The sequence below is a fragment of the Marimonas arenosa genome, from assembly GCF_030848945.1.
GTDB lineage: Bacteria > Pseudomonadota > Alphaproteobacteria > Rhodobacterales > Rhodobacteraceae > Marimonas > Marimonas arenosa.
Map to the genome: position 1 here is coordinate 129041 of NZ_JANHAX010000001.1, position 24466 is coordinate 153506.

The window sequence follows — 24466 nt, forward strand, 5'->3', positions numbered from 1 at the left end:
AATCAACCTTCTGATCACTCAGGGGCGAAAAGCAGCGGTAGGCGGGCGCTGCCCCAGGTGATGTGCCACAAGGCATAGTATCCCAGCCGCGCGCCATAGGCACCGAGAAGACCGTAGCGGCGCAGCAGGGCGAATTGCGCCAGCGCAAAGCCGGCGAGGTTGAGGCCGAGAAAGAGATCGCGCCAGAGCGGTGTCGCTGGGTCGCGGCCCAGCGCGATCTGGAAGGCCGGTTCGGCACAGGCGGCAATCGCCGCGGCGGGCCAGAACAGGCGAAGCCTGGGCCGGAGCCTGCTTGCGAGGCCGAGCAGCAGGGCCAACGGCACCACGTGAAAGACGGCCTCGGCGGTCAGCGCAATGGAGATATAGAACAGCAATCCCTGCGGCAGGGTGACGTTGATCGTCGGCGGCCACGGGGCAATGATGTCAACCGTGACGGTTGGCAAGGCAAAGGCCAGTCCGACCGCGGGGATCAGCAGGCGCGCGCGGCCGCGAGTCGGGCGGGCGGCGATCCAGTCGTCGCGGTGCAGGCTGGCGAGGCCGAACCCGGCCAGCAGGGCCGCGAAGGCGGTACCCGCGAGCGCCGGCAGCGGCCCATAATAGGCGGCGAAGGGCATACCGGGGAACAGACCCGAGAGTGCGGTGCAGGCCAGTGCCAGTAACGCCACGGGCAGCCAGCCGGGCGGCAGTCGCGCGGGCACGCGCCTCAACCCGGGTCGCGCAGGTAGTCTTCTTCAGTGACCTTTTCCAGCCAGTCGGCGGCGCTGTCGCCCTGTTTTTCCTGACACGCGATATGGGTCATCGCGCAGTCAGGGGCGGCGCCGTGCCAATGCTCTTCTCCGGGGGCGAACCAGATGACGTCGCCGGGGAAGATCTCGTGCACCGGGCCGCCGCGGGTGCCGATACGGCCCTTGCCCGAGGTCACAATCAGGGTCTGGCCGTAGGGGTGGGTGTGCCAGGCGGTGCGGGCGCCGGGTTCGAAGGTAACAGTGAGGGCGTTGAGCCGGGCCGGTTCGGGTGCCGAAATCACCGGATCGAAACGGACGGTGCCGGTAAAATAGTCGGGATTGGGCAGCGCCGAGGGGCGCGAGCCGGCGCGATGAATGTCCATGAGATGGGCCTTCCTTCGGGTTCTGACGTGACTGGACCTACCCTAGGTGCTCAGCCACGGTTTCTGAAGGCCCGGGTGAAGAAAAAAACCGTATCATCAGGCCTGGAAAAATTCACCTACAGGTTGCATTCTGAAGCGACCGAAGGTAACCAAACGATCGGGGGCAAGTAATGAGGAATACGCGGTGAAGTTGAAGGTTGTGCTCGCCCTGCTTTTCGTGATGGTCGGGGCAGGTGGATATTGGTTTGGCAAGAGAAATCTTCCGACATCTCAAGACCTTGCCGGCATGATGGTTGCGCTGTCTCCGGATCTGGAGCCGGGGGCAATAGAACTTGTGGGATGCCAGCTGACGCAGCGGGTCGACAGGCCGGCAGTGGATGGTAAGGGATTCACGCGGAACGTGCTGACCGCCGATCTGTCACTGTTCGAGCTGGAAAATGTCGGTTTGCGGCCAAGCCAGGCTGGGACCATCGTCTACTTGGCAGAACGCAAGCCAGTTTCGACCCAGCTGATCGACCAGGCTGAGCGGCTGGTTCGAGTGGTGCCGGCGGTGATTGCGACCGAGGCCAGCACGCCAAGCCTGTCCAGGGGCACGCGCGATGACCAGACGCCCAGAGGTGATGTTGCGGCAATGTCGCGCGACAAGATCCGGGAGGTCTTTGCCATGCCCGAGGCCAACCTGGCCTTCCGGTTGACGAGCCGCGCGACAAGCGACGAGGGCGGACAGGCAGGCTTACCCGAGCCGCACCCGGACGCGCCGCGCTTCCATGCTTTCGCCGAATCGGTGATGGCGCTTGATGCGCCGATGTCGTCTCAGGTGAGCCTGCTTTATCGCGGCCCGACTGCGGCGCCGGAGCAATTGCTGGCCGGGACGGTAGAGGTGCCGAAAGAACTGGTGTTCACCCTGCGGTCGGAAGGCAGCGCCAAGATGCTCGGGGCCGCGCTTTATCGCTATCAGGTTGCGCATTGCAGGCAACGCTGAGACCGGGCGCCTGGCCGCGCCGCTGGGGAGGAGCGTTTAGCTCCGCCGCCGGCGCCGGCCGCCGCGGCCTTCGCCGCCGCCGGTGTTGAAATTCACCTGCGGCAGGGCGACAGCGTTGTTCAGGATCGGGAAAGGCTCGGCCGAGTTTGGCAGGGCCGAAGCGTTGACGAAGTGCTCCTGGAAACGCGGTTCGACGGCGGTTTCTATCTTCTCGATCCGAAGCACGGTTTCCTCGATTTCGCCACGCGCGGTACGGTTCAGCAATGCAATGCGAGCGCCGGTGCCGGCGGCGTTGCCGGCCGAGGTGACCTTGTCGAGCGGGCAGTCGGGGATCATCCCCAGCACCATCGCGTGCTTTGGCGAGATATGGGCGCCGAAGGCTCCTGCCAACACGATGCGGTCGACGGTATCGGTGCCGAGCTTGTCCATCAGCAGCCGGGCGCCGGCATAGAGCGCGGCCTTGGCCATCTGGATGGCGCGGATATCGGGGTTGGTGACTGTGATGCGGGGGACGTCGGCACCGCCGTCCCAGAGCACGTAGGAATGGGTGCGGCCGTCCGGGATGCAACGCGGCGTGCCGACCTGCTCGGCCGAGCCAATCAGGCCGGAGGCATCGACGATACCGGCCAGACGCATTTCGGCGATCGCTTCGATGATGCCAGAGCCGCAGATGCCGGTGATTCCGGTGGCGGCGATTGCCTGTGCGAAGCCGTCCTCGTCGGACCACAGGTCGCAGCCGATGACGCGGAAGCGGGGATCCTTGCTGGCCGGGTCGATCTCGACCCGTTCGATGGCGCCCGGCGCGGCGCGTTGGCCGGCGCTGATCTGGGCGCCCTCGAAGGCCGGGCCGGTGGGCGAGGAGCAGGCGAGCACACGTGTTTTGTTGCCGAGCTGAATCTCGGCATTGGTGCCGACATCGACGATCAGCACCAGATCGTCTGACTTGTCGGGGGCCTCGGACAGGGTGACGGCAGCTGCGTCGGCGCCGACATGGCCGGCAATACAGGGCAGAATATAAGCCCGCGCCGCCGGGTGCAGCGACAGGCCCAGATCGGCAGCGCGCAGGTGCAGCGCGTCCGAGGTGGCCAGCGCGAAGGGGGCCTGGCCGAGTTCGTAGGGGTCGATGCCGAGAAACAGGTGGTGCATCACCGGGTTCATCACGAAAACCGAATCCATGACCAGCCCCTTGTCGATGCCGGCCTCGGCGGCGATCTGGGTGAACAGCGCGTTCATGCCGTCGCGCACCGCGTCAGTCATTTCCTGCGCGCCGCCGGGGTTCATCATCGCGTAGGAGACCCGGCTCATCAGGTCCTCGCCGAATCGGATCTGGGGGTTCATCAGGCCGGAGGAGGCCACCACCTCCCCCGAGCGCAGGTCACATAGATGCGCCGCGATGGTGGTCGAGCCGAGATCTACGGCAAGCCCGTAGACCGCACCGTCATAGAGCCCGGGCCAGAGATGCATGATCCGCGGACGGTCGTCGTCTTCGCCGGTGTGCAGCGCGGCGGTGACTTTCCAGGCGCCTTTGCGCAGGGAGGGTTGCAGCGCGTGCAGAATGTGAAGATCGGCTTTCACATCTTTGATATTCCACTGTTTTTTCAGGGCGCGGATCAGCCGCTCCAGGTCGCCAGAGGGGTCGTGCATGTCGGGCTCGTCGACCTCGACATAGAAAAGCCGCACCGAGGGGTCCATGGTGATGTCGCGGGCTTCGGCGCGCTTGCGCACAACCTGTTTGTGGACCTGGGATTCGGGCGGCACGTCGATGACCACGTCCTTGAGGATCTGGGCCTGGCAGCCAAGACGGCGGCCCGGCGTCAGCCCGCGTTTCTGATCGTAGCGCTCCTCGACGGCGTTCCAGTCCGACAGCGCGTCGGCGGCCACGGTGACGCCGTGCTTGGGGAATTCACCGTAGGACGGCGTGACCTGGCATTTCGAGCAGATGCCGCGGCCACCACAGACCGAGTCGAGATCGACACCGAGTTGACGCGCGGCAGTGAGCACAGGGGTTCCGACCGGAAACCGGCCGCGTTTGCCGGAGGGGGTGAAGATGACGAGGGGATCGTTGCTCATCGCATGCCTTTGCTGCTGTTGCGGTTACCATAGGGGCTTTGCAGACAGGGAAAAGATGCGGAGCGGCATAATCTTTTCCGGTTGCGGCATTTTCCGGGCGTTCGCGTGGGTCGAAAGGCAGCAACGGACAGGCCGAACCCGCGCGCTCCCCGAGGTTTTTCGGTCAAATCAAGGGGACGCCGACGTCAGCGGAAGCCGCGGGCGTGGAAGATGAAGCCGAGCGTGTTGAGCAGAAGCTGGGCGGCAAGAATGGCGGTGCCGCCGGTGGGGTCGTAGTCGGGGGCAACCTCGACCAGGTCGATGCCGACCACCTGGTGATGCTTGGCCACCTGCTGCAGCAGTTCCAGCACGTCGTAATAGAGAAAGCCGCCGTGGCTGGGCGTGCCGGTGCCGGGCGCGATCGAGGGGCAGAAGGCGTCGATGTCGATGGTGACATAGACGCGGGCGCCCTTTGGGATGCGTTTGCGCAGCGCCTTGGGGCCAAGGGCGCGGGCCTGGCGGACAGAAAGGATATCAGAGCCCATGGCGCGGGCGTCGTCATAACCTTCCTTGGCGGTGGAGCTGACGTTGCGGATACCGACCTGGGTGAGGCCGGTGACATAGGGCTTCTCGGCGGCGCGGCGCATCGGGTTGCCGTGACCGAAGCGGACGCCGTGGCGTTCGTCGACGAAATCGAGATGCGCGTCGATCTGCAGGATGTGGATATCGCCCTGATCATCGAAGGCGTTGATGCAAGGGATGTTGACCGAATGGTCGCCGCCGATCACGACGGGCAGGGCACCGGCGGCCAAGGCGGCGCGGACACCGGATTCGATGTTGGCGTGGCTGTTGATCGTGTCGGTATGGACGATGTCGGCATCGCCCATGTCGACGATGCGCACCGAGCCCGGCAGGTAGGTGGCGTCGTCCTCGTGGTCATAGGCCCCGGCGTGGCCGAAGGAGAAGAGCGTGCTGGCTTCGCGCACGGCACGTGGCCCGAAACGGGCGCCAGAGCGCCACTGCGTGCCGAAATCGAACGGCGCGCCAAGGATGGCGGCATCGGCCTCGATCGCGGACCAATCCTCGACGTAAGGCCGCTTGCCGAAGGTGGCGATGCCGACGAAGGGCAGGTTCAGGCGGCCGGTTTCGTATCCATGTCCGCTCATGGTTGTGCTCCCGTGTTTTGGGCCGAGCGTGGCCGGGTTTGCCGCAGGGGGCAAGAGGCGAATTGGGGTTTTCCCCGGCCCGTATCCGTGCGATAGGGACGCGCCAACCGAACCCATGCCATGGAGGGCGATGATGGAGATTCGTGAGGCGCTGACCTTCGACGATGTATTGCTTGTTCCCGGCGCGTCCGCCGTGCTGCCCAGCACCGCCGACACCCGGACCCATGTCACCAAGTCGATTGCTCTCAATATCCCGCTGCTGAGTTCGGCCATGGACACGGTGACCGAGGCGCGTATGGCAATCGCCATGGCCCAGGCCGGCGGCATGGGGGTGATCCACAAGAACCTGAGCGTCGAGGAACAGGCGCGCGAGGTGCGGCGGGTCAAGCGGTTCGAGAGCGGCATCGTCTATAACCCGGTGACGCTTCGGCCTGACCAGACGATTGCCGATGCCCGGGAACTGGTTGCCCGCTACAATTTCACCGGCTTCCCGGTGGTCGACGAAAAGGGCCATATCGTCGGGATTGTGACCAACCGGGACATGCGCTTTGCCAATTCCGATGATACACCGGTCAGCCTGGTGATGACCACGGACGATCTGGCGATGCTGGCCGAACCGGCCGATCTCGATGAAGCCAAGTCGATGATGCGCGCGCGGCGGATCGAGAAGCTGCTGGTGCATGACGGCAAGGGCAAGCTGACCGGGCTGCTGACGCTGAAGGACACCGAGCAGGCGGTGCTGAATCCGACGGCCTGCAAGGACCGTCTGGGTCGGCTGCGGGTGGCGGCGGCGACAGCGGTGGGTGATGCCGGCTTCGAGCGCAGCGAGGCGCTGGTCGATGCCGGCTGCGACATCATCGTGGTCGACACCGCGCATGGCCATTCCGAAGGCGTGATCGAGGCAGTCAAGCGGGTCAAGGCGCTGTCGAACGAGGTGCAGGTGATTGCCGGTAATGTTGCGACCGGCGAGGCCACGAAGGCATTGATCGACGCCGGGGCCGATGCGGTCAAGGTCGGCATCGGGCCAGGCTCGATCTGCACCACGCGGATGGTGGCGGGCGTCGGCGTACCGCAGCTGACCGCGATCATCGATTGCGCTGCCGCGGCCGGTGACGTGCCGGTCATTGCCGATGGCGGCATCAAGTTCTCGGGCGATTTTGCCAAGGCAATCGCGGCGGGGGCCTCCTGCGCCATGGTGGGCAGTATGATTGCGGGCACCGATGAAAGCCCGGGCGAAGTGATCCTCTACCAGGGCCGGTCGTTCAAGTCCTATCGCGGCATGGGGTCGCTTGGCGCCATGGCGCGGGGGTCGGCCGACCGCTATTTCCAGAAGGACGCGGCCAGTGACAAGCTGGTGCCGGAAGGGATTGAGGGGCAGGTACCCTACAAGGGCTCGGCGGGCGCGGTGATCCATCAGCTGGTGGGGGGGCTGCGCGCGGCGATGGGTTATACCGGCAACGCCACCGTGGCGGAGATGCGCAAGAATTGCCGCTTCGTGAAGATCACCGGCGCGGGGCTCAAGGAATCCCACGTCCATGACGTGCAGATCACCCGCGAGAGCCCGAACTACCGGCTGGGCTGATGACCCCGGGCGCGAGGGTTCAGGCGGCGATCGACTGCCTTGACCGGATTCTGGCCGGAGACCCGGCCGAAAAGGTGCTGACGGGCTGGGCGCGCGGCGCGCGCTATGCCGGCTCGAAGGACCGCGCGGCGGTCCGTGACCATGTCTATGACGTGCTGCGGCAGAAACGCGCCTGCGCCGCGCTGGGCGGTGGCGAGGGCGCGCGGGCGCTGATGATCGGGCTGATCCGGTTGCAGCGTGCGGATCCCGCGGCGGTGTTCACCGGCAAAGGCCACGCCCCGTCAGTTCTGACCGCCGAGGAGCTGCGCACCGGTCAGGATGCGCCGCCGCCGCAGCCCGAGTTGCCCGACTGGCTGTTGCCGCAGTTGGAAGCCCGCTATGGCGGCGACCTGGCCACCGCGCTGGCGCCGCTGGCGCGGCGGGCGAACGTGTTCCTGCGGGTCAATTTGCGCAAGGCCGACCGTCAAGGCGCGATGGCGGCTCTCGCCGAGGAGGAGATCCCTGCGGAACCGGCGGAGTTGGCGCCGACGGCGCTCAAGGTGACCGCGGGGGCGCGGCGGATCAGCCAGTCGCGAGCTTATCGCGAGGGGCTGGTCGAGCTGCAGGACGCCGCCAGCCAGGCAGCGATGGAGACACTGCCGCTGCGCGATGGCATGACGGTACTCGACTACTGCGCCGGCGGTGGCGGTAAAACGCTCGCCCTGGCCGGGCGGGCGCGGGCGACCTACTATGCCCATGACGCCAACCCGCAACGGATGCGCGACCTGCCGGCACGGTCGGCGCGGGCCGGAGTGACGGTGCGGCAACTGGCGACGGAGGAGTTGGCCGGGCAGGGGCCGTATGACCTGGTGCTCTGCGACGTGCCCTGTTCGGGCAGTGGCACCTGGGCCCGCGACCCCGATGCCAAATGGCGCCTGACGCCCGAGCGGCTGGCGGCGCTGAACACCATCCAGGACGAGATCCTCGACGCCGCGGCAGCGCTGGTGGCCGAAGGCGGACTGTTGGCCTACACCACCTGCTCGCTGCTCGCGGTGGAAAACGAGGGGCGCATCGCCGCGTTCCTGGCGCGACATCCGGACTGGACGTGCTGCTTTTCCCGTCAATGGCACCTGTACGACGGCGGTGACGGGTTTTTCGTGGCACACTTGATCCGGTAGCAATTCCCGGTAAAAATCAACCAATGGAAGATTTTCGACTGCGGTTAACGCGACTTTTACCATTCCATCGGCATTGTCGGTGCAGGATTCGTCTGAGGGGTTGATTTCTTTGGCCTATGCGGCGCTAACGCCAGGACAAGTGACGCGCACAGCGCTGGAACTTCGCCCGCGCGCCGGGGTGATTGCGATCCTGGCCGGGCTGTTTCTCGCCGCGGCCTTCCTGCGCGGCAGTGACCCGCTGGGCCTTGCGTTCTGGCTGGCGGGCGGCACGCTGACCGCGCTCGTGGTGGTTATTTTTTTGCTGATCGGATTGTTCCGGACGCGCAATCGGCGGGCTCAGGCGGCGGTCTCTGAATTCGTCGCACATGATTCCGCGCCTTGTTTCGTGACTGCCGACGATGGCGAATTGTGGTACGTCAACGCGGCCGCCCGGACCCGCTTCGCCGGCGAGGCAATGACGCTCGCGGCACTTCTGGGCGATGTCTTCGCCAGCCCGCAGGCAGTGCTGAGCCGGTTGCGGTTGCTGGCCGAGAAGCGCGGCGCGGCGCGCGAGGATATCGTGACCCGGCGGGGCAAGGTGCGGCTCTCGACCCATCGGCTGGCCGGCGGTGACTATCTCTGGCGTTTCGAGGAGATCGGCCCGCGGCCGGACGCGACGGCACCCGAGGGGATCGTGTTTCCCGCGCTGACCATCGCCCGCAACGGCACCGTTTTATTCATGAACGAGGCGGCCCGAGACCTGGTGGGCGAGCGGGTCAAGGCGGTGGAGCGGCTGTTTCCCGACCTGCCGATCCGGCCCGGCGCGGTCAATCTGCTGACCACCGCGGCAGGGCCGAAACCCTGTTTTCTTGTCGAGCGTCAGCTGGCGGGCGACCGTCGTGAACTGGTCCTGATCCCGGCGCAGGAGGTCCCGCGTTCCGCCGAGACGGACGACGCTGGTGACTGGTCGGCGGTCGAGGCGCTGCCGGTACCGCTGTTGAAGATCGCCCCCGACGGCGCGGTGCTGCGCTCGAACCGGCTGGCCCGCGACCTGTTGGGACAGCGGACATGCGAGGGCGTGCACCTGGCGACGCTGATGGAAGGGCTGGGGCGTTCGCTGACCGACTGGCTGTCGGAGGTGGCGACCGGGCGCGAAACCAACTCATCGGAATTCTTGCGTGTGGTGCGCGACGATCGCGAGGTGTTCGTCCAGGTTATGCTGAAACGGGCCTCGGACCCGGCCGACCCGGCGCTGGTGGCGGTGTTGAATGACGCGACTGAGCTGAAAACGCTGGAGGCGCAGTTCGTGCAGAGCCAGAAGATGCAGGCGATCGGCCAGCTGGCCGGCGGTGTGGCGCATGATTTCAACAATCTGCTGACGGCAATTTCGGGTCATTGCGACTTGCTGCTGCTGCGCCACGACCAGGGTGACCCGGACTATAGTGACCTGGTACAGATCAACCAGAACGCCAACCGGGCGGCGGCGCTGGTCAGCCAGTTGCTGGCGTTTTCGCGCAAGCAGACCCAGCGGCTCGAGGTGCTCGACCTGCGCGATACGCTGAGCGACCTGACCCACCTCCTGAACAGGCTGGTGGGCGAGAAAGTCGTTCTGACGCTGCACCACGACCCCAAGCTGCGCAGCCTGCGTGCAGACAAGCGCCAACTCGAACAGGTGGTGATGAACATCGTTGTCAACGCCCGCGACGCCATGACCGAGGGCGGCGAGATCCGCATCGAAACCTGCAATATCAGCTATGACGCCCCACAGCGGCGGGATCGCGCGACGGTGCCGCCGGGCGACTATGTCTCAGTGGAGATCCGCGACGAGGGCACGGGCATTCCGTCCGACAAGCTCCAGAAGATCTTCGAGCCGTTCTATACCACCAAGCGCACCGGCGAGGGCACCGGTCTGGGTCTGTCGACGGCCTACGGCATCGTCAAGCAGACCGGCGGCTTCATCTTCGCTGACAGCGCGCCCGGCAACGGTTCCTGTTTCACCCTGCTGTTTCCGGCCCACCGGGGCGATCAGCCGGGCGAGGCCGGGCAAACCGTCGCGCCGGAACCGGCGGCGGTCTGTTGCGAGCCGCCGACGACCGCGGCCGGTCCCGAGACGGATGCCGCGGCGAGGGAGGAGACTGGGGGCGTGATCCTGCTGGTCGAGGACGAGGCCCCGGTGCGGGCGTTTGCCTCGCGGGCGCTTCGCCTGCGCGGCTATACCGTAATCGAGGCCGAGTCGGCCGAGGAGGCGCTGACCACGCTGGCCGAAACCGATCTCGCGGTCGATGTCTTCGTCACCGACGTGGTGATGCCCGGTTTGGACGGTCCGAGCTGGGTCCGCAGGGCTCTGGAAGACCGGCCTGACGTGCGGGTGGTGTTCGTTTCAGGCTATGCCGAGGACGTCTTCAGGGAGGGCCAGGCCGCGATCCCGAACGCGGTGTTCCTGCCGAAGCCGTTTTCTCTCAACGAGCTGACGGACACGATCCGGCGCCAGCTTCACTGACACGGCGCATCGGCGGCGATGGCAAGGGATGCGCTGAGCGCCCCGAGCGCGGGTGCGGGACGGCGACGCCGGGCTGGCCCGGGTGGGCGGCGTATCCGGCACGGGTGGCCGGGGCGTGGCCGATGCCTCTCCTGGCGAGGCAGGTTTCGCACCTCGCGCCGCATTCGACCCTGCATGGTCGGGCAACCCGGATCGTACAGGCTCGGGCAATCCCGGTGGCCCGTGCCACCTGGAGCCGGGACGACCGCGGCGACCCGCGCTATTCCGGTGCAATACTGTCCCAGAGAGCGAAATCCGCAGCGCAGGTGGCGCGCAGGCGGGCCTCGTTCTCGAGCGACAGGGTGAGGTCGGCAGGCGGCGAGACATTGAGCCGCGGCAGCTCGACGGTCTGGCCGAGCCGCTGTTCGAGGAAGCGCAGGAAGGTCTGCATCTCCTCGTAGCGGAAGAAATGCGTCACTGCGGTGCCGTTCGGCCGCGGTTCAACGAACTTGGCCTGAGACCCGACATTGGCGAAGACCTCGCGCGGCTCGGCCAGATAGCCGTTGACGAAATCCTCGAAGCTGAGGCCGCGCGTCGATTGCGGCGAGCCATCAAGGAATGGGCGGCCGCGGTAGCGGTACCAGCTGCCCAGCCAGCTGACCGGCTCGCGGATCACGGCGGCGATGTCGACATCCCCCACGAATTTATCCACCATCGGCCGGAAGTAGCGGTTGTAGCGATAGAGCGGCGCGTGCTTGAGATCGGGAGGCTCGAGAACGGCGATCGCCGCCTGCGGCGCCAGCGCAGCCTCGATTGCCGTGGTTCCGGTCTTGGGCACTGACAACAGAACGAGCTTCGCCTTTGAAAACACGAGCATTTTCGTTTCCTCCGTGGCCGGTCGGAAAATCCGGTCGCGCGTAAACTACTCTTTAACCATTCTAGAAAAAAGTGGAGGCAGGAAAAAATTCAGTTGAAATGTTCTCTTTTTGGTCCCATACGAAAGTCAGGCGGAACAAGGCATGAACAAAACTCCGGATTGCTGCCCGCGGGTGGCTGTGAAATAAGAAAGGCGACAGAGATGGCAACGGCAAAAGTTCTCGAGATGGACAAGGGCAATTCCGACAAGCAGAAGGCGCTCGACAGCGCACTGGCGCAGATCGAACGGCAATTCGGCAAGGGTTCGATCATGAAGCTCGGCTCGGAAAATGCCGTGCAGCAGATCGAGTCGACCTCGACCGGTTCGCTGGGGCTCGATATCGCCCTGGGCATCGGCGGCCTGCCCAAGGGCCGGATCGTCGAGATCTACGGACCGGAAAGCTCGGGCAAAACCACACTGACGCTGCATTGCGTAGCCGAAGAACAGAAAAAGGGCGGGGTCTGTGCCTTCGTCGATGCCGAACATGCGCTCGACCCGCAATATGCCAAGAAACTGGGGATCAACCTTGACGAGTTGCTGATCAGCCAGCCCGACACCGGCGAGCAAGCGCTGGAGATCACCGATACGCTGGTGCGCTCGGGTGCGGTCAGCATGGTGGTGGTCGACTCGGTCGCGGCCCTGACGCCGAAAAGCGAGCTTGAGGGCGATATGGGCGATTCCAGCGTCGGCGTGCAGGCCCGGCTGATGAGCCAGGCGATGCGCAAGCTCACCGGTTCGATCTCGCGCAGCAACTGCATGGTGATCTTCATCAACCAGATCCGCATGAAGATCGGGGTGATGTTCGGCAGCCCGGAAACCACCACCGGCGGCAACGCGCTGAAATTCTATTCCAGCGTGCGGCTCGACATTCGTCGCATCGGTGCGGTCAAGGACCGCGACGAGGTGATCGGCAACCAGACCCGCGTCAAGGTGGTGAAGAACAAGGTGGCACCGCCGTTCCGCCAGGTGGAATTCGACATCCTCTATGGCGAAGGGATCTCCAAGACGGGCGAGTTGATCGATCTCGGCGTGGCCGCCGGCGTGGTGCAGAAATCGGGCGCCTGGTATTCCTATGGCGATGAGCGCATCGGCCAGGGCCGCGAGAACACCCGCCAGTTTCTCAAGGAAAACCCGGCCATCGCGCTGGAGATCGAGGACAAGATCCGGGCGGCGCACGGGCTGGACTTCGACATGCTGGCTGGTCCCGACGGCGACGACACCGAAGACGCGCTGCTCGACGGCTGATTCCCCTAGAAAAGACCAGTTCGGGCCGCCTGATCGGGCGGCCCTTTTGCGTTCCGGGCACGGCGCGGCGTCAAGCCCTGTGGACAGGGGCGGGGCTTGGGGATAAACCCGGGCTTTGAACCGCAGATTGCTGCATGAGAGAGCCCGCACCATGCCCAGCCTGAACGATATCCGTTCGACCTTCCTGAATTACTTTGCCAAGAACGACCACGAGGTTGTGGCGTCCTCGCCGCTCGTGCCGCGCAACGACCCGACGCTGATGTTCGTCAACTCGGGCATGGTGCAGTTCAAGAACCTGTTCACCGGCGTCGAAACCCGCGACTACAAACGCGCCACCACGGCGCAGAAATGCGTGCGCGCCGGCGGCAAGCACAATGATCTCGACAACGTGGGTTACACCGCGCGGCACCATACCTTCTTCGAGATGCTGGGGAATTTCAGCTTCGGGGACTACTTCAAAGACGCCGCGATCCCTTTTGCCTGGGAACTGATCACCAAGGATTTCGGCATCGATGCCAACCGGCTCTGGACCACGGTCTACCACACTGACGATGAAGCCTTTGAAATCTGGAAAAAGGTCGGCGTGCCGGAAGAACGCATCATCCGCATCGCCACGAGTGACAATTTCTGGCAGATGGGACCGACCGGCCCCTGCGGGCCATGCACCGAGATCTTCTATGACCATGGAGATCATATCTGGGGCGGTCCGCCGGGCAGCCCGGAAGAGGATGGCGACCGGTTCATCGAGATCTGGAACATCGTCTTCATGCAGAACGAACAGTTCGAGGATGGCTCGATGGTGCCGCTCGATATGCAGTCGATCGACACCGGTATGGGGCTGGAGCGGATCGGCGCGCTGCTGCAAGGCAAACACGACAACTACGACACTGACCTGATGCGAGCGCTGATCGAAGCCAGTGCGGACGTCACCAGCACTGATCCGGACGGGTCGGGAAAGACCCACCATCGGGTGATCGCCGACCATCTGCGCTCGACCAGTTTCCTGATCGCCGACGGGGTGATGCCGAGCAACGACGGGCGCGGTTACGTGCTGCGCCGGATTATGCGCCGGGCGATGCGGCACGCGCATCTTCTGGGCGCCAAGGACCCGGTGATGTACCGGCTGGTGAATGCGCTGGTGCATCAGATGGGGGCGGCCTATCCGGAACTGGGCCGGGCGCAGGCGTTGATCGAGGAGACGCTGGAGCTGGAGGAGACCCGCTTCAAGCAGACGCTAGACCGCGGACTCAAGCTTTTGGACGAGGAATTGGCGGGGCTGTCCGACGGGGCCGATCTTCCCGGCGAAGCCGCGTTCCGGCTCTATGACACCTATGGTTTTCCACTAGATCTTACGCAGGACGCGCTGCGCGAGAAGGGGCGTGGCGTCGATGTTGCCGGGTTCGATGCGTCGATGGCAGAGCAGAAGGCCAAGGCCCGGGCGGCGTGGTCCGGCTCGGGCGAGGCCGCCGATGCGGCGCTTTGGTTCGACATTGCCGATGCGGCGGGGGCCACGGATTTTCTCGGTTATGACACCGAAACTGCCGAGGGGCAGGTCGTGGCGTTGGTCAAGGACGGGGTGCAGGTCAAGGCACTGAAAGAGAGCGAAAACGGCTGGGCGGTGCTGAATCAGACGCCGTTTTATGCCGAAGCCGGCGGCCAGGTGGCCGATCACGGCTACGTCCGCCGGCTCGAGGATATGGATGACGTGAGCGTTGTCTCCGACGTTCAGAAATTCGCGGATGGCAAGCTCGTAGCGCACAGGTTGTCGCCCAAGCGTGGCACGCTGTCAGTCGGCGATACCGTTGCGCTGGAGGTCGACCACAAGCGGCGCAGCAAGGTGCGGGCCAATCACTCGGCAACGCATCTGCTGCACGAAGCGCTGCGTGTCCACCTGGGCGAACACGTGGCGCAGCGCGGCTCGCTGAACGACGAGGACCGGCTGCGCTTCGATTTCAGCCACTCCAAGGCGCTGAGCGCGCAGGAGTTGCATGCCGTGGTCGAGGAGGTCAACGGTTTTATCCGCCAGAACAGTCCGGTGACGACGCGGGTCATGACCCCCGACGATGCCCGCGAGATCGGTGCACAGGCGCTGTTTGGCGAGAAATACGGCGACGAGGTGCGGGTCGTGTCGATGGGATTGGCGGCCACCGGCAAGGGATCGAACGGCGAAACCTATTCGATCGAACTCTGCGGCGGCACGCACGTCAAGCAGACCGGCGACATCGGGCTTTGCGTGATCCTGGGCGACAGCGCGTCCTCGGCCGGCGTGCGCAGAATCGAGGCGCTGACCGGAGCAGCCGCGTTAGATTACCTCGAAGAGCAGGCCAAGCTGGTGGCGAACCTCGCCGAAGCCGTAAAGGCGCAGCCGGGCGAGTTGGAAACGCGGCTGAAGGTGCTGCTCGACGAGCGCAAGGCACTTCAGAACGAGGTGGCGCAGCTTCGGCGCGAGCTTGCCATGGCCGGCGGGGCCGGGCAGGGCGGGGGGGACGAAGCCCGCGAGGTAGGCGGTATCCCGTTCTTCGCGCAGGTACTGCAAGGTGTCAGCGGTAAGGACTTGCCGGCACTGATTGACGAACACAAGAGGCGGCTTGGCACCGGGGCGATCCTGTTGATCGCCGAGACCGGCGGCAAGGCGGCGGTGGCGGCAGGCGTCACGGCGGACTTGACCGACAGGGTCTCGGCGGTTGACCTGGTGAAGGCGGCGGTGCCGGAACTGGGTGGAAAGGGTGGCGGTGGCCGACCTGACATGGCTCAGGGCGGCGGCGCCGATGCGTCCAAGGCGGACGCGGCGATCAAGGCGGCGGAAGCCGTGCTGGGAGGATGAGATGGGAGCACTCTGGATTGCGCATGTGACGGTCACCGACCCGGACGCTTATGGCAAATATGCCGAGCTGGCCGGGCCTGCGATTGCCAAGCATGGCGGCGCGTTCATCGCCCGCGGTGGGCGGTTCGTGCAGCTCGAAGGCAAGGAGAGGCCGCGCAACGTGGTGGCGAAGTTCCCCAGTGTCGAGGCGGCGGTTGCCTGCTACAATTCGTCCGAGTACCAGGAAGCGTTGAGTCATGCCCGTGGGGCATCCGAGCGCGAGTTGATGGTGGTGGAAACCTCGGAGTGAAGGCCCATATCTGACGGGTGATTGTCTCGTCGAGGGAGCCTGCCATGATCCGACTGCTCGGTGTCTTAATCCTGTTGTTGCAGCCAATTCTGGCGTCGGCCGAGGACTTGAAGGCACTGGAAAGCCCGACGGCGATTGTCCTGATGCGGCACGCGCTGGCGCCCGGGACGGGCGACCCCTCAGGTTTCCGGATGGACGATTGCACGACGCAGCGCAATCTTGATGACCGCGGACGCGATCAGGCGCGGCGGATCGGTGAGCGTCTGCGCACGCAGGGCATCGGCTTTGATGCGATCTGGTCGAGCCAGTGGTGCCGATGCCGGGACACGGCGGCGCTTCTGGGCCTTGGCCAAGTGGCCGAGGTGCCGGCGCTGAATTCCTTTTTCGCTGACCGCAGGCAACGCGATCCGCAGACCAAGGCCGCTCTGGACAAAATCGCGGCGGTGTCAGGGCGGCGGCTGCTGTTGGTCACGCATCAGGTCAACATCACCGCTCTGACCGGTATCTATCCGCAGTCGGGCGAGATCGTGGTGACGGAATGGCGCGACGGGGCGCTGGAGGTCACCGGCCGGATCCTGATCGATCCGTGACGCCGGCTGGCTTTTCCGGGCCGCCTTCCTCGCGGGCTGGTGTCGGTTGGCCCCCTTGGGCTCAGAGCAGCAGGTCTTCGACGATCTGCGATAGAAACTGGGTTTTTCCCGAGGTTCCGGACTTGCGATAGATTGCGGTGCTTTGCACACGAACAGTGCTTTCGCTGGTGTTACGCAGGCGCGCGATTTCCACAAGGGGCAGGCCTTTAAGGATAAACCAGGCGACCTCGGCTTCGGCCGGGGTGAGGGCGAGGCGAGCGAAATAGGCATCGACCTCTTCTGAAAACTTACCGGCGGTGAGGCGCAGGGCGGAGTTGGCGCGGGCGATCTCGCGTTGGGCCGACAGCGCGAGGCTGACGCCGAACCCGGCCCCGAGGACAAGCCCCAGCACGGCACCGATTTCGATAACTTCGCGCCACTGCCAGCGCAGGGGCAGCGTGGGTAAACCAAAAATCGACCCCAGAAGTTCCCAGAGAAAATAACCGCCGCACAGGCTCTGCACGGCGATCAGGGTCCAGACAAGGGCGGGGCGCTTGATCATTGGGCGCCAACGCGCTGACGGAATATGGCGTGGGTTCGGGAGATCCGCGGGCCCTTTCGCTTCAGTTGTTGCCGTTGCCGCTACCATTTCCGCCGCCGTTGCCGCCGCCGTTGCCACCGCCGCCATTGCCGCCATTGCTACCGCCTGCGCTGTCTGCCGCGCCCGCGGGTGCCGGGGCAGGTGTATCTACAACGGATGGCTGGGGATTGGGACGGGAGAACAGCCGGTCGCGCAGAATCTCGCCGGTGTGGCGGTTGAGCACGACCTCGCGCAGGGCGCGACGGTTTTCCGAAACGATCAGGGTACGCCCCAGCAAGGTGCGCCTGACGTCGGTGACGGTATAGCCTTCCGCCTCGAGCCGCGAGATCACCGGGGCGGCATAGTCATTCTGTGCCACCGCCGGCGTGGCCAGGGCGAGCAGAAGAGACAGCGCGAGAAAGCGGAGACGGGTCATTTTGGTTCGGTCCTTGCAACCGCAATAACGGTGATTGTTGGCGCAGCGCAAGCAGGGAAGGGTTGCGCTGCGCCAGTGCAGGCGCCTATTGGCCGGGGGTCAGCCTTTGCCCGGGCCGCCAGCGCCGTCGCCAGCGCCGGCGCCATTGCCCGGACCACCTGCGCCATTGGCAGAGCCGGCACCCGCCTCGGCAGTGCCGTCAGCTTGGGAAACGCCAACGCCATTGTGAGTCTGATGCTGATGGCGGCTCTGCGGATCCTGCTGCTCGCGGTGCTGATGCCGGTACTGATTCTGCAGTTCCGCGCCGTCGGTTTCTTCGGCCGGCTCGTCGGCCAGGGCGAACCCTGCGCTCAAGACGATTGCTGCGGCGGAAATGAGAAACTTGGTCATGATCTTTGCCTCGTTTGTTGCAATGTTGTCGTGCCGGTCATGTGCGACAGCACGAGAAAAAGAAGACCATGCCGCACCCGCCGACGATATTGGCGGAATGCGCTAAATCAGGCTCTTTAAGCGGTTCGCTTATGTGGGTTTAGGCGGTGGCCTTGGCGGCGCGCTTGCGCTCGTGTGGGTCGAGATGGCGTTTGCGCAGACGGATCGCGTTGGGGGTGACCTCGACCAGTTCATCGTCGTTGATGTAGGCGATGGCCTCTTCCAGGCTGAACTGGACATGTGGCGTCAGCCGCACCGCCTCGTCCGAGCCCGAGGCGCGCACGTTTGTCAGCTTCTTGCCCTTGAGTGGGTTCACCTCGAGATCGTTGTCGCGAGAATGCTCGCCGATGATCATGCCCTGATAGACCTTTTCCTGCGGGCCGATGAACATGCGGCCGCGCTCTTCCAGGTTCCACAGCGCGTAGGCGACGGCTTCGCCGTTCTCCATCGAGATCAGAACACCGGCGCGGCGGCCCGGGATCGGGCCCTTGTGCGGGGCCCAGCCGTGGAACACACGGTTCAGCACGCCGGTGCCACGGGTGTCGGTCAGGAATTCGCCGTGATAACCGATCAGCCCGCGCGACGGCACCAGCGCGATGATGCGGGTCTTGCCCACGCCGGCCGGTTTCATCTCGGTCATCTCGCCGCGTCGGGGTCCGGTGATTTTCTCGATCACCGCGCCGGAATAGTCGTCATCGACGTCGATGGTCACTTCCTCGATCGGTTCGAGCGTGGTGCCGTCTTGTTCGCGCATCAGTACCTGCGGACGCGAGATCGACAGCTCGAAGCCTTCGCGGCGCATGTTCTCGATCAGCACGCCCATCTGCAGCTCACCGCGGCCGGCGACCTCGAAGGCCTCGCCGCCGGGTGTGTCGGTGACCTTGATGGCAACGTTCGATTCAGCTTCTTTCAGCAGCCGGTCGCGGATGACGCGCGATTGCACCTTCTTGCCATCGCGTCCCGCAAGCGGGCTGTCGTTGATGCCGAAGGTGACCGAGATTGTCGGCGGGTCGATCGGCTGGGCTTCGATCGGGTCCTCGACAGCCAGCGCGCAGATCGTGTCCGAGACGGTGGCCTTGGCCATGCCGGCGACCGAGACGATGTCGCCGGCCACGGCCTCGTCGATATCGGCCATGGTGAGGCCGCGGAAGGCCTGGATACGGGTGACGCGGAACTGCTCGATCTTCTGGCCGACTCGGGACAGGGCCTGCACGGTCTGGCCCACCTTGATGCGGCCGGATTCGACGCGGCCTGTTAGGATGCGGCCGACGAACGGATCGGCACCCAAGGTGGTGGCCAACATGCGGAAATCCTCGTCGGCGTGCTTCTGCTGGCGCGGCGCGGGGACATGATTGACGATCAGGTTGAAGAGCGCGTGCAGATCCTTGCGGGGGCCATCGAGCTCGGGGTCAGCCCAGCCCGAACGCCCCGACGCATAAAGGTGCGGGAAGTCGAGCTGGTCGTCATCGGCGCCCAAATTGGCGAACAGGTCGAACACCTCGTCCAGGGCGCGGTCGGGTTCGGCATCGGGTTTGTCGACCTTGTTGAGCACGACGATGGGGCGCAGGCCCAGCGCCAGCGCCTTGGAGGTGACAAACTTGGTCTGTGGCATTGGGCCCTCGGCGGCGTCGACCAGCAGCACGACGCCATCGACCATGCTGAGGATGCGCTCGACTTCGCCACCGAAATCGGCGTGGCCGGGGGTGTCGACGATGTTGATCCGCGTGCCCTTCCATTCGACCGAGGTCGCCTTGGCCAGGATGGTGATCCCGCGCTCGCGTTCGAGGTCGTTCGAGTCCATGGCGCGTTCGGCCACGGCCTGGTTTTCCCGGAAGGCGCCGGATTGTTTGAGGAGTTCGTCGACCAGCGTGGTCTTGCCGTGGTCGACATGCGCGATGATCGCGATGTTGCGAAGATCCATGTGTGAGCATTTCCCTTGAGTTGGCGTGCGCCTACCCCGGGACGAGGCAAAAGGCCAGAGCGAAAGTGCCGCGGGTTGCGGAGATGGCGGGGTGTGATAAACGCGTGCGCAAACCAGTTGGGAAGACGCCATGAACCTGTTTACCGATATTCGTGCGGTCGTGATCGAAAGCCTTGCGGCGATGCAGGCCGAAGGGACACTGCCCGGCGATCTGGAATTCGACAATGTTGCGGTGGAACCGCCGCGCGATGCCGGTCATGGCGACATGGCGACCAATGCGGCGATGGTGCTGGCCAAGCCTTCGCAAATGAAACCGCGTGATATCGCCGAGGTGCTGGCCGGTAAGCTGTCGGCAGATGCGCGGATCGTCAGCGCCGAGGTTGCCGGTCCGGGTTTCCTCAACCTGCGGCTGGACGCGTCGGCCTGGCAAGGGGTCATAAAGGCGGCGCTGGCCGCGGGCGCGGGGTTCGGCCGTTCGACGCTGGGGCAGGGCAAACGGGTCAACGTCGAATATGTCTCGGCCAACCCGACGGGCCCTCTGCATGTCGGCCATACCCGTGGCGCGGTGTTCGGTGACGCACTGGCGAGCCTCCTGGATTTCGCGGGCTATGATGTGACCCGCGAGTATTACATTAATGATGGTGGCGCACAGGTCGATACGCTGGCGCGCTCGGTCTATGAACGCTATCGCGAAGCTTGCGGGCTGGAGCCGGAGATCGCCGAGGGGCTTTACCCGGGCGACTACCTGGTGCCGGTGGGCCAGGCGCTGAAGGAGATGCACGGCGACAGCCTGCTCGACAAGCCCGAGGCCGAATGGCTGGAGGAGGTGCGCGATTTCGCCACCGTTCGGATGATGGACCTGATCCGCGAGGACCTGGCGCAGCTGGGCGTGACGATGGACGTGTTCTTCAGCGAGAAGTCGCTGTACGGCACGGGCCGGATCGAGGCGGCGATCGAGGCGCTGCGCGACAAGGGATTAATCTATCGCGGCACGCTGGAGCCGCCCAAGGGCAAGACACCTGAAGACTGGGAGCCGCGCGAGCAGACCCTGTTCCGCTCGACGGCGCATGGTGACGATGTCGACCGTCCGATCATGAAATCCGATGGAAGCTGGACCTATTTCGCCCCCGACATCGCCTATCATTTCGACAAAGTTTCCAGAGGGTTCGACGCGCTTATTGATGTGTTCGGCGCCGATCACGGTGGCTATGTCAAGCGGATGAAGGCGGCGGTGTCGGCGCTCAGCGACGGCAAGGTGCCGCTCGACATCAAGCTGACCCAGCTGGTAAAGCTCTACAAGAACGGTGAGCCGTTCAAGATGTCGAAACGCGCCGGTACCTTCGTCACGCTGCGTGACGTGGTCGAGCAGGTCGGGTCGGACGTGACCCGCTTCCACATGCTCACCCGCAAGAACGACGCGCCACTGGATTTCGATTTCGACAAAGTGCTGGAACAGTCGAAGGACAACCCAGTCTTCTATGTGCAGTACGCCCACGCGCGGGTGTGTTCGGTGCTGCGCAAGGCCGCCGAGGCCGGCATCGTGGTGGATGACGCGACACTGGGCGCCGCCGATCTGGCGCAGCTCGGGCACGACGCAGAGCTGGCGGTGGCACGCAAGATTGCGGAATGGCCGCGACTGGTGGAAACTGCGGCCCGCAGCAACGAGCCGCACCGGGTTGCGTTCTTCCTTTATGACCTGGCCAGCGATTTCCATTCCTTATGGAACCGTGGCAACGATCAGCCCGAACTGCGTTTCCTGCAAGAGGACGACGCGGCCACGTCACAGGCGAAAATTGCACTCGCGCGGTCCGTGGCCGTTGTTATTTCCGCAGGTCTTGGTATTTTGGGCGTAACTCCGGCGGAAGAGATGCGCTAAACGCATCCTTCGCGACAACTTAGCCGGGGCACAGGCAGTAACGAGCTCCGGCGGCCATGCATCGCCCGGGGCACGAAAAGAGGCGACGATGGCAGAAATTCCTTTCGGCGGCAACGTGCCCGCGCCGAACCAGCCGGTGCAGGGCGGAAATGCGGTTCAAACCCTGGGAACGATCACCAACTGGGCCGGGGCCGTGGTCTCGCTGGCCCTGGTTGTGGGCGTCGGTATCTGGGGCTATCAGATGATTTCGCGCGACGTGTCGGGCGTGCCGGTGGTGCGCGCGGCCAGTAAGGCACCGATGCGGGTGGCGCCCGACGACCCCGGCGGCCGGCCGGCCCTGCATCAGGGGCTCGCGGTTAACGAGGTGGCGGCCGATGGCGCGGCGGCGCGGCCCGCTGACCGGCTGATCCTGGCCCCGGCGCCAGTCTCGCTCGAGGATGAGGACCTGCCGCAACGCGCGGCACAGGCGATCACGCCAGCTGAAACGGACAAGACCGACAAGACCGGCCGCTCTGGCGCGCTGGAGACGCCGCAGATGGAGTCGATCCGGGCCCTTGCCGATCAGTTGTCGTCGGGTGCGGCGCCGTTGGCCGGGGCAGACTCGGGGCCGGAAACGGTGCAGCCGACGGCCGCGGCGGCGCCGGAACAGCCCGAAGCCGAGGTTGCGGCCGCGATCGCGGAGGCGGTCAAGGCGGCTGCGGCCAAGCCCGAGATCAAGGGGGGCCTCAAGCGCTCGCTGCGTCCGGTCCTGCGCCCGGATGCGCTGAAGAAAGCGGCGGCCGTGGCGGTGCCGGAAGCCGCGTCGGCGAGGCCGGAAGTCGATCCGGCGGGCATTCCGGCTGGCACCAAGCTGGCCCAGCTCGGCGCCTTCGACAGCCCCGAGACGGCGCGCGGTGAGTGGGACAAGCTGAACGTGCGGTTCGCTGACTATCTCGATGGTAAACAGATGGTGATCCAGAAAGCACAATCCGGCGGACGCATCTTCTACCGATTGCGGGCGATGGGCTTTGCCGATCTCAGCGATGCGCGACGTTTCTGCTCGGCATTGGTGGCCGAAAAGGCCGACTGCATTCCGGTCAGCGCCAAGTGAGCGGTTGGGGCGCGACGATTCTCGATGCCGACGGGTTGACGCTGACCGCCGACGAGCGCGCCTTTTTCCGCGAGGCCGACCCGTTCGGTTTCATCCTGTTTTCCCGCAATGTCGAAAGCCCGGCGCAGCTGCGGCGGCTGACGGCCGAGATGCGCGAGGCGGTGGGCCGCGACGCGCCGATCACCATCGATCAAGAGGGCGGCCGGGTGCAGCGGCTTCGTGGGCCGCGCTGGCGCGACTGGTTGCCACCGCTCGAGCACGTGGAGGCGGCTGGAGACCGGGCCGAACGGGCAATGTATCTGCGTTACCGCCTGATCGCGCAGGAACTGCGCGCGTGCGGCATCGACAGCAACTGTGCGCCCTTGGTTGATGTCGCCCGGAGTGACACGCACCCCTTTCTTAGGAACCGTTGTTATGGGGATACGCCGCGGCATGTGGCGCGGATCGGTCGCGCCGTGGCGCAGGCGCATCTCGACGGCGGGGTGCTGCCGGTGGTCAAGCACATCCCCGGTCATGGTCGCGCGGTAGCCGACAGCCATCATGATCTGCCGCATGTCGATAGCGCGAAGGATGAACTGGACGTCGTCGATTTCTTTCCGTTTCATGCGCTGAATGATTTTCCGCTGGGGATGACGGCGCATGTGGTTTTCGAGGCGATTGACGATGCCCCGGCGACGCTGTCGCCCAGAATGATGCAATTGATCCGCGAGGAGATCGGCTTCAACGGGCTGATCATGACCGACGACATCTCGATGAAGGCGCTTAAGGGCGATCTGGGCGAGTTGAGCCGGCAAGCGCTCGCCGCCGGCTGCGACGTGATTCTGCATTGCAACGGCACGCTGGAGGAACGCCGACAGGTGGCGGAGGCCGCCGGTCGCCTGGGGCCGGCGGCGCAGGCCCGCGCCGAACGGGCGGTCGCGGCCCGGCATGAGCCCGACGAGATTGACATTGCCGCTCTGGACGCCGAACTTGAGGCGCTTCTGGAAGGCGTGGGGCATGGCTGAGGACACGGACGAATTTCAGGAAGATCAGGTGTCGGTTGCCGAACGGATGGCGGCCGAGGCGCTGATCGTTGACGTCGATGGGTTCGAAGGCCCGCTGGACGTCCTGCTGATGCTGTCGCGTACCCAGAAGGTCGACCTACGCAAGATCTCGGTGTTGCAGTTGGCACAGCAATACCTGGCCTTCGTCGAGCAGGCCAAGCAGTTGCGCATCGAACTGGCGGCCGACTACCTAGTGATGGCGGCGTGGCTGGCGTTTCTGAAGTCGAGGCTGCTGCTGCCGCCCGACCCTACAGAAGAGGGGCCGTCCGGCGAGGAGCTCGCGGCACATCTGGCGTTCCAGCTGGAGCGTTTGCAGGCGATGCGCGATGTCGCCGCCAAGCTGATGGCCCGCGATCGGCTGCAGCGTGATTTCTTCGCCCGCGGCGTCCCCGAAGATGTGATGCGGACACGCAAGGTCAACTACACGGCCAATCTGCTTGACCTGATGCAGGGCTATGCCCGCATTCGCACCCGCGACGAGTTTCGCCCCTTCGTTATGGACCGCGACGCAGTCTTCACCATGGAGCAGGCGCTCGACCGGATGCGCGGGCTGATTGGGTTTGCGGGCAGCTGGACCGACCTCTCGTCCTATGTGCCGGAAGGCTGGGATGCCGATCCGGGACGGCGGCGGTCCGCCACGGCGTCGACCTTTGCGGCGGCGCTGGAACTGGCCAAGGAAGGCAAGGTTGAACTGCGGCAGACCGAGACATTCGCGCCGATTCAGCTGCGAAAGAAGGATTAGGTGT

The 24466-nt window shown here is 65.1% G+C and carries 21 protein-coding genes; 12 read left to right on the forward strand and 9 right to left on the reverse strand.

The genetic code is table 11. The features are described from left to right. Positions 1 to 14: 14 nt before the first annotated feature. Positions 15 to 698, reverse strand: a complete 684-nt coding sequence (locus NO357_RS00680) for a hypothetical protein (protein ID WP_306733683.1) — start codon at positions 696 to 698, stop codon at positions 15 to 17. A gap of 5 nt (positions 699 to 703) precedes the next feature. Then, complete coding sequence (locus NO357_RS00685) at positions 704 to 1108, reverse strand: (R)-mandelonitrile lyase (RefSeq protein WP_306733684.1); 405 nt, start codon at positions 1106 to 1108, stop codon at positions 704 to 706. 184 nt (positions 1109 to 1292) lie between these two features. Between NO357_RS00685 and NO357_RS00690 the strand changes: the two genes are divergently transcribed. Next, positions 1293 to 2090 (forward strand): hypothetical protein, encoded by a 798-nt coding sequence (locus tag NO357_RS00690; protein WP_306733685.1) that lies wholly within the window; start codon positions 1293 to 1295, stop codon positions 2088 to 2090. 36 nt (positions 2091 to 2126) lie between these two features. Here the strand turns inward: NO357_RS00690 and NO357_RS00695 are convergent, their stop codons facing one another. Both NO357_RS00695 and speB read right to left on the reverse strand, forming a co-directional pair. Then, the gene (locus NO357_RS00695) at positions 2127 to 4160 is read right to left on the reverse strand and encodes an ASKHA domain-containing protein (RefSeq protein ID WP_306733686.1); all 2034 of its coding nucleotides are present in this window, start codon (positions 4158 to 4160) and stop codon (positions 2127 to 2129) included. 185 nt (positions 4161 to 4345) lie between these two features. After that, positions 4346 to 5305 (reverse strand): agmatinase, encoded by a 960-nt coding sequence (gene speB, locus NO357_RS00700; protein ID WP_306733687.1) that lies wholly within the window; start codon positions 5303 to 5305, stop codon positions 4346 to 4348. 133 nt (positions 5306 to 5438) lie between these two features. Here speB and guaB point away from each other — a divergent pair, with 133 nt between their 5' ends. From guaB to NO357_RS00715, 3 genes are all read left to right on the forward strand, one after another. Beyond that, the gene (guaB, locus tag NO357_RS00705; protein WP_306734749.1) at positions 5439 to 6887 is read left to right on the forward strand and encodes an IMP dehydrogenase; all 1449 of its coding nucleotides are present in this window, start codon (positions 5439 to 5441) and stop codon (positions 6885 to 6887) included. Continuing rightward, positions 6887 to 8044, forward strand: coding sequence for an RsmB/NOP family class I SAM-dependent RNA methyltransferase (locus tag NO357_RS00710; protein WP_306733688.1), 1158 nt, complete (start codon positions 6887 to 6889; stop codon positions 8042 to 8044). The genes guaB and NO357_RS00710 overlap by 1 nt, the downstream gene beginning before the upstream one ends. Positions 8045 to 8183: 139 nt before the next feature. Next, positions 8184 to 10523, forward strand: coding sequence for a hybrid sensor histidine kinase/response regulator (locus NO357_RS00715; RefSeq protein ID WP_306733689.1), 2340 nt, complete (start codon positions 8184 to 8186; stop codon positions 10521 to 10523). 259 nt (positions 10524 to 10782) lie between these two features. Here the strand turns inward: NO357_RS00715 and NO357_RS00720 are convergent, their stop codons facing one another. Next, complete coding sequence (locus NO357_RS00720; RefSeq protein ID WP_306733690.1) at positions 10783 to 11379, reverse strand: gamma-glutamyl kinase; 597 nt, start codon at positions 11377 to 11379, stop codon at positions 10783 to 10785. Positions 11380 to 11580: 201 nt separating this feature from the next. Between NO357_RS00720 and recA the strand changes: the two genes are divergently transcribed. From recA to NO357_RS00740, 4 genes are all read left to right on the forward strand, one after another. Further along, positions 11581 to 12663, forward strand: coding sequence for a recombinase RecA (gene recA, locus NO357_RS00725; protein WP_306733691.1), 1083 nt, complete (start codon positions 11581 to 11583; stop codon positions 12661 to 12663). A gap of 151 nt (positions 12664 to 12814) precedes the next feature. Continuing rightward, positions 12815 to 15487: an alanine--tRNA ligase gene (alaS, locus tag NO357_RS00730; protein ID WP_306733692.1), complete on the forward strand. Its 2673-nt coding sequence runs from the start codon at positions 12815 to 12817 to the stop codon at positions 15485 to 15487. A 1-nt stretch (position 15488) separates the two neighbouring features. After that, positions 15489 to 15776 (forward strand): DUF1330 domain-containing protein, encoded by a 288-nt coding sequence (locus tag NO357_RS00735; RefSeq protein ID WP_306733693.1) that lies wholly within the window; start codon positions 15489 to 15491, stop codon positions 15774 to 15776. Between the two features lie 44 nt (positions 15777 to 15820). After that, a complete protein-coding gene (locus NO357_RS00740) occupies positions 15821 to 16366 on the forward strand; it encodes a histidine phosphatase family protein (protein ID WP_306733694.1) in 546 nt (181 codons plus the stop codon). A gap of 61 nt (positions 16367 to 16427) precedes the next feature. On the opposite strand, the gene NO357_RS00745 is transcribed toward NO357_RS00740, so the two are convergent. The 4 genes from NO357_RS00745 to typA form a co-directional block, all read right to left on the reverse strand. Then, the gene (locus tag NO357_RS00745; protein WP_306733695.1) at positions 16428 to 16907 is read right to left on the reverse strand and encodes a helix-turn-helix transcriptional regulator; all 480 of its coding nucleotides are present in this window, start codon (positions 16905 to 16907) and stop codon (positions 16428 to 16430) included. A gap of 61 nt (positions 16908 to 16968) precedes the next feature. Next, positions 16969 to 17361, reverse strand: a complete 393-nt coding sequence (locus tag NO357_RS00750) for a hypothetical protein (RefSeq protein WP_306733696.1) — start codon at positions 17359 to 17361, stop codon at positions 16969 to 16971. A 99-nt stretch (positions 17362 to 17460) separates the two neighbouring features. Continuing rightward, entirely contained in the window at positions 17461 to 17751 is a 291-nt protein-coding gene (locus tag NO357_RS00755; RefSeq protein ID WP_306733697.1) for a hypothetical protein, read from the reverse strand. Positions 17752 to 17890: 139 nt separating this feature from the next. Further along, positions 17891 to 19711 carry a translational GTPase TypA gene (gene typA / locus NO357_RS00760; protein ID WP_306733698.1) on the reverse strand — a complete coding sequence of 607 codons (1821 nt, stop codon included), beginning with the start codon at positions 19709 to 19711 and terminating at the stop codon, positions 17891 to 17893. A gap of 130 nt (positions 19712 to 19841) precedes the next feature. On the opposite strand from typA, the gene argS reads away from it, so the two are divergent. The 4 genes from argS (at position 19842) to NO357_RS00780 (ending at position 24462) form a co-directional block, all read left to right on the forward strand. Next, on the forward strand, positions 19842 to 21587 hold the full coding sequence (gene argS, locus NO357_RS00765; protein ID WP_306733699.1) for an arginine--tRNA ligase: 1746 nt from the start codon (positions 19842 to 19844) through the stop codon (positions 21585 to 21587). A gap of 88 nt (positions 21588 to 21675) precedes the next feature. Continuing rightward, complete coding sequence (locus tag NO357_RS00770; protein WP_306733700.1) at positions 21676 to 22677, forward strand: SPOR domain-containing protein; 1002 nt, start codon at positions 21676 to 21678, stop codon at positions 22675 to 22677. Further along, a complete protein-coding gene (gene nagZ / locus NO357_RS00775) occupies positions 22674 to 23681 on the forward strand; it encodes a beta-N-acetylhexosaminidase (RefSeq protein ID WP_306733701.1) in 1008 nt (335 codons plus the stop codon). The genes NO357_RS00770 and nagZ overlap by 4 nt, the downstream gene beginning before the upstream one ends. Then, positions 23674 to 24462, forward strand: a complete 789-nt coding sequence (locus tag NO357_RS00780; RefSeq protein ID WP_306733702.1) for a segregation and condensation protein A — start codon at positions 23674 to 23676, stop codon at positions 24460 to 24462. The genes nagZ and NO357_RS00780 overlap by 8 nt, the downstream gene beginning before the upstream one ends. Positions 24463 to 24466 lie beyond the last annotated feature (4 nt).

Excerpts from the sequence above, each read along its gene's own strand:
- NO357_RS00685 (WP_306733684.1), bottom strand. The coding sequence starts at position 1,108 with ATGGACATTCATCGCGCCGGCTCGCGCCCCTCGGCGCTGCCCAATCCC.
- NO357_RS00695 (WP_306733686.1), bottom strand. The coding sequence starts at position 4,160 with ATGAGCAACGATCCCCTCGTCATCTTCACCCCCTCCGGCAAACGCGGC.
- speB (WP_306733687.1), bottom strand. The coding sequence starts at position 5,305 with ATGAGCGGACATGGATACGAAACCGGCCGCCTGAACCTGCCCTTCGTC.
- guaB (WP_306734749.1), top strand. The coding sequence starts at position 5,439 with ATGGAGATTCGTGAGGCGCTGACCTTCGACGATGTATTGCTTGTTCCC.
- NO357_RS00710 (WP_306733688.1), top strand. The coding sequence starts at position 6,887 with ATGACCCCGGGCGCGAGGGTTCAGGCGGCGATCGACTGCCTTGACCGG.
- NO357_RS00720 (WP_306733690.1), bottom strand. The coding sequence starts at position 11,379 with ATGCTCGTGTTTTCAAAGGCGAAGCTCGTTCTGTTGTCAGTGCCCAAG.
- recA (WP_306733691.1), top strand. The coding sequence starts at position 11,581 with ATGGCAACGGCAAAAGTTCTCGAGATGGACAAGGGCAATTCCGACAAG.
- alaS (WP_306733692.1), top strand. The coding sequence starts at position 12,815 with ATGCCCAGCCTGAACGATATCCGTTCGACCTTCCTGAATTACTTTGCC.
- NO357_RS00735 (WP_306733693.1), top strand. The coding sequence starts at position 15,489 with ATGGGAGCACTCTGGATTGCGCATGTGACGGTCACCGACCCGGACGCT.
- NO357_RS00740 (WP_306733694.1), top strand. The coding sequence starts at position 15,821 with ATGATCCGACTGCTCGGTGTCTTAATCCTGTTGTTGCAGCCAATTCTG.
- NO357_RS00745 (WP_306733695.1), bottom strand. The coding sequence starts at position 16,907 with ATGATCAAGCGCCCCGCCCTTGTCTGGACCCTGATCGCCGTGCAGAGC.
- NO357_RS00750 (WP_306733696.1), bottom strand. The coding sequence starts at position 17,361 with ATGACCCGTCTCCGCTTTCTCGCGCTGTCTCTTCTGCTCGCCCTGGCC.
- NO357_RS00755 (WP_306733697.1), bottom strand. The coding sequence starts at position 17,751 with ATGACCAAGTTTCTCATTTCCGCCGCAGCAATCGTCTTGAGCGCAGGG.
- typA (WP_306733698.1), bottom strand. The coding sequence starts at position 19,711 with ATGGATCTTCGCAACATCGCGATCATCGCGCATGTCGACCACGGCAAG.
- argS (WP_306733699.1), top strand. The coding sequence starts at position 19,842 with ATGAACCTGTTTACCGATATTCGTGCGGTCGTGATCGAAAGCCTTGCG.
- NO357_RS00770 (WP_306733700.1), top strand. The coding sequence starts at position 21,676 with ATGGCAGAAATTCCTTTCGGCGGCAACGTGCCCGCGCCGAACCAGCCG.
- NO357_RS00780 (WP_306733702.1), top strand. The coding sequence starts at position 23,674 with ATGGCTGAGGACACGGACGAATTTCAGGAAGATCAGGTGTCGGTTGCC.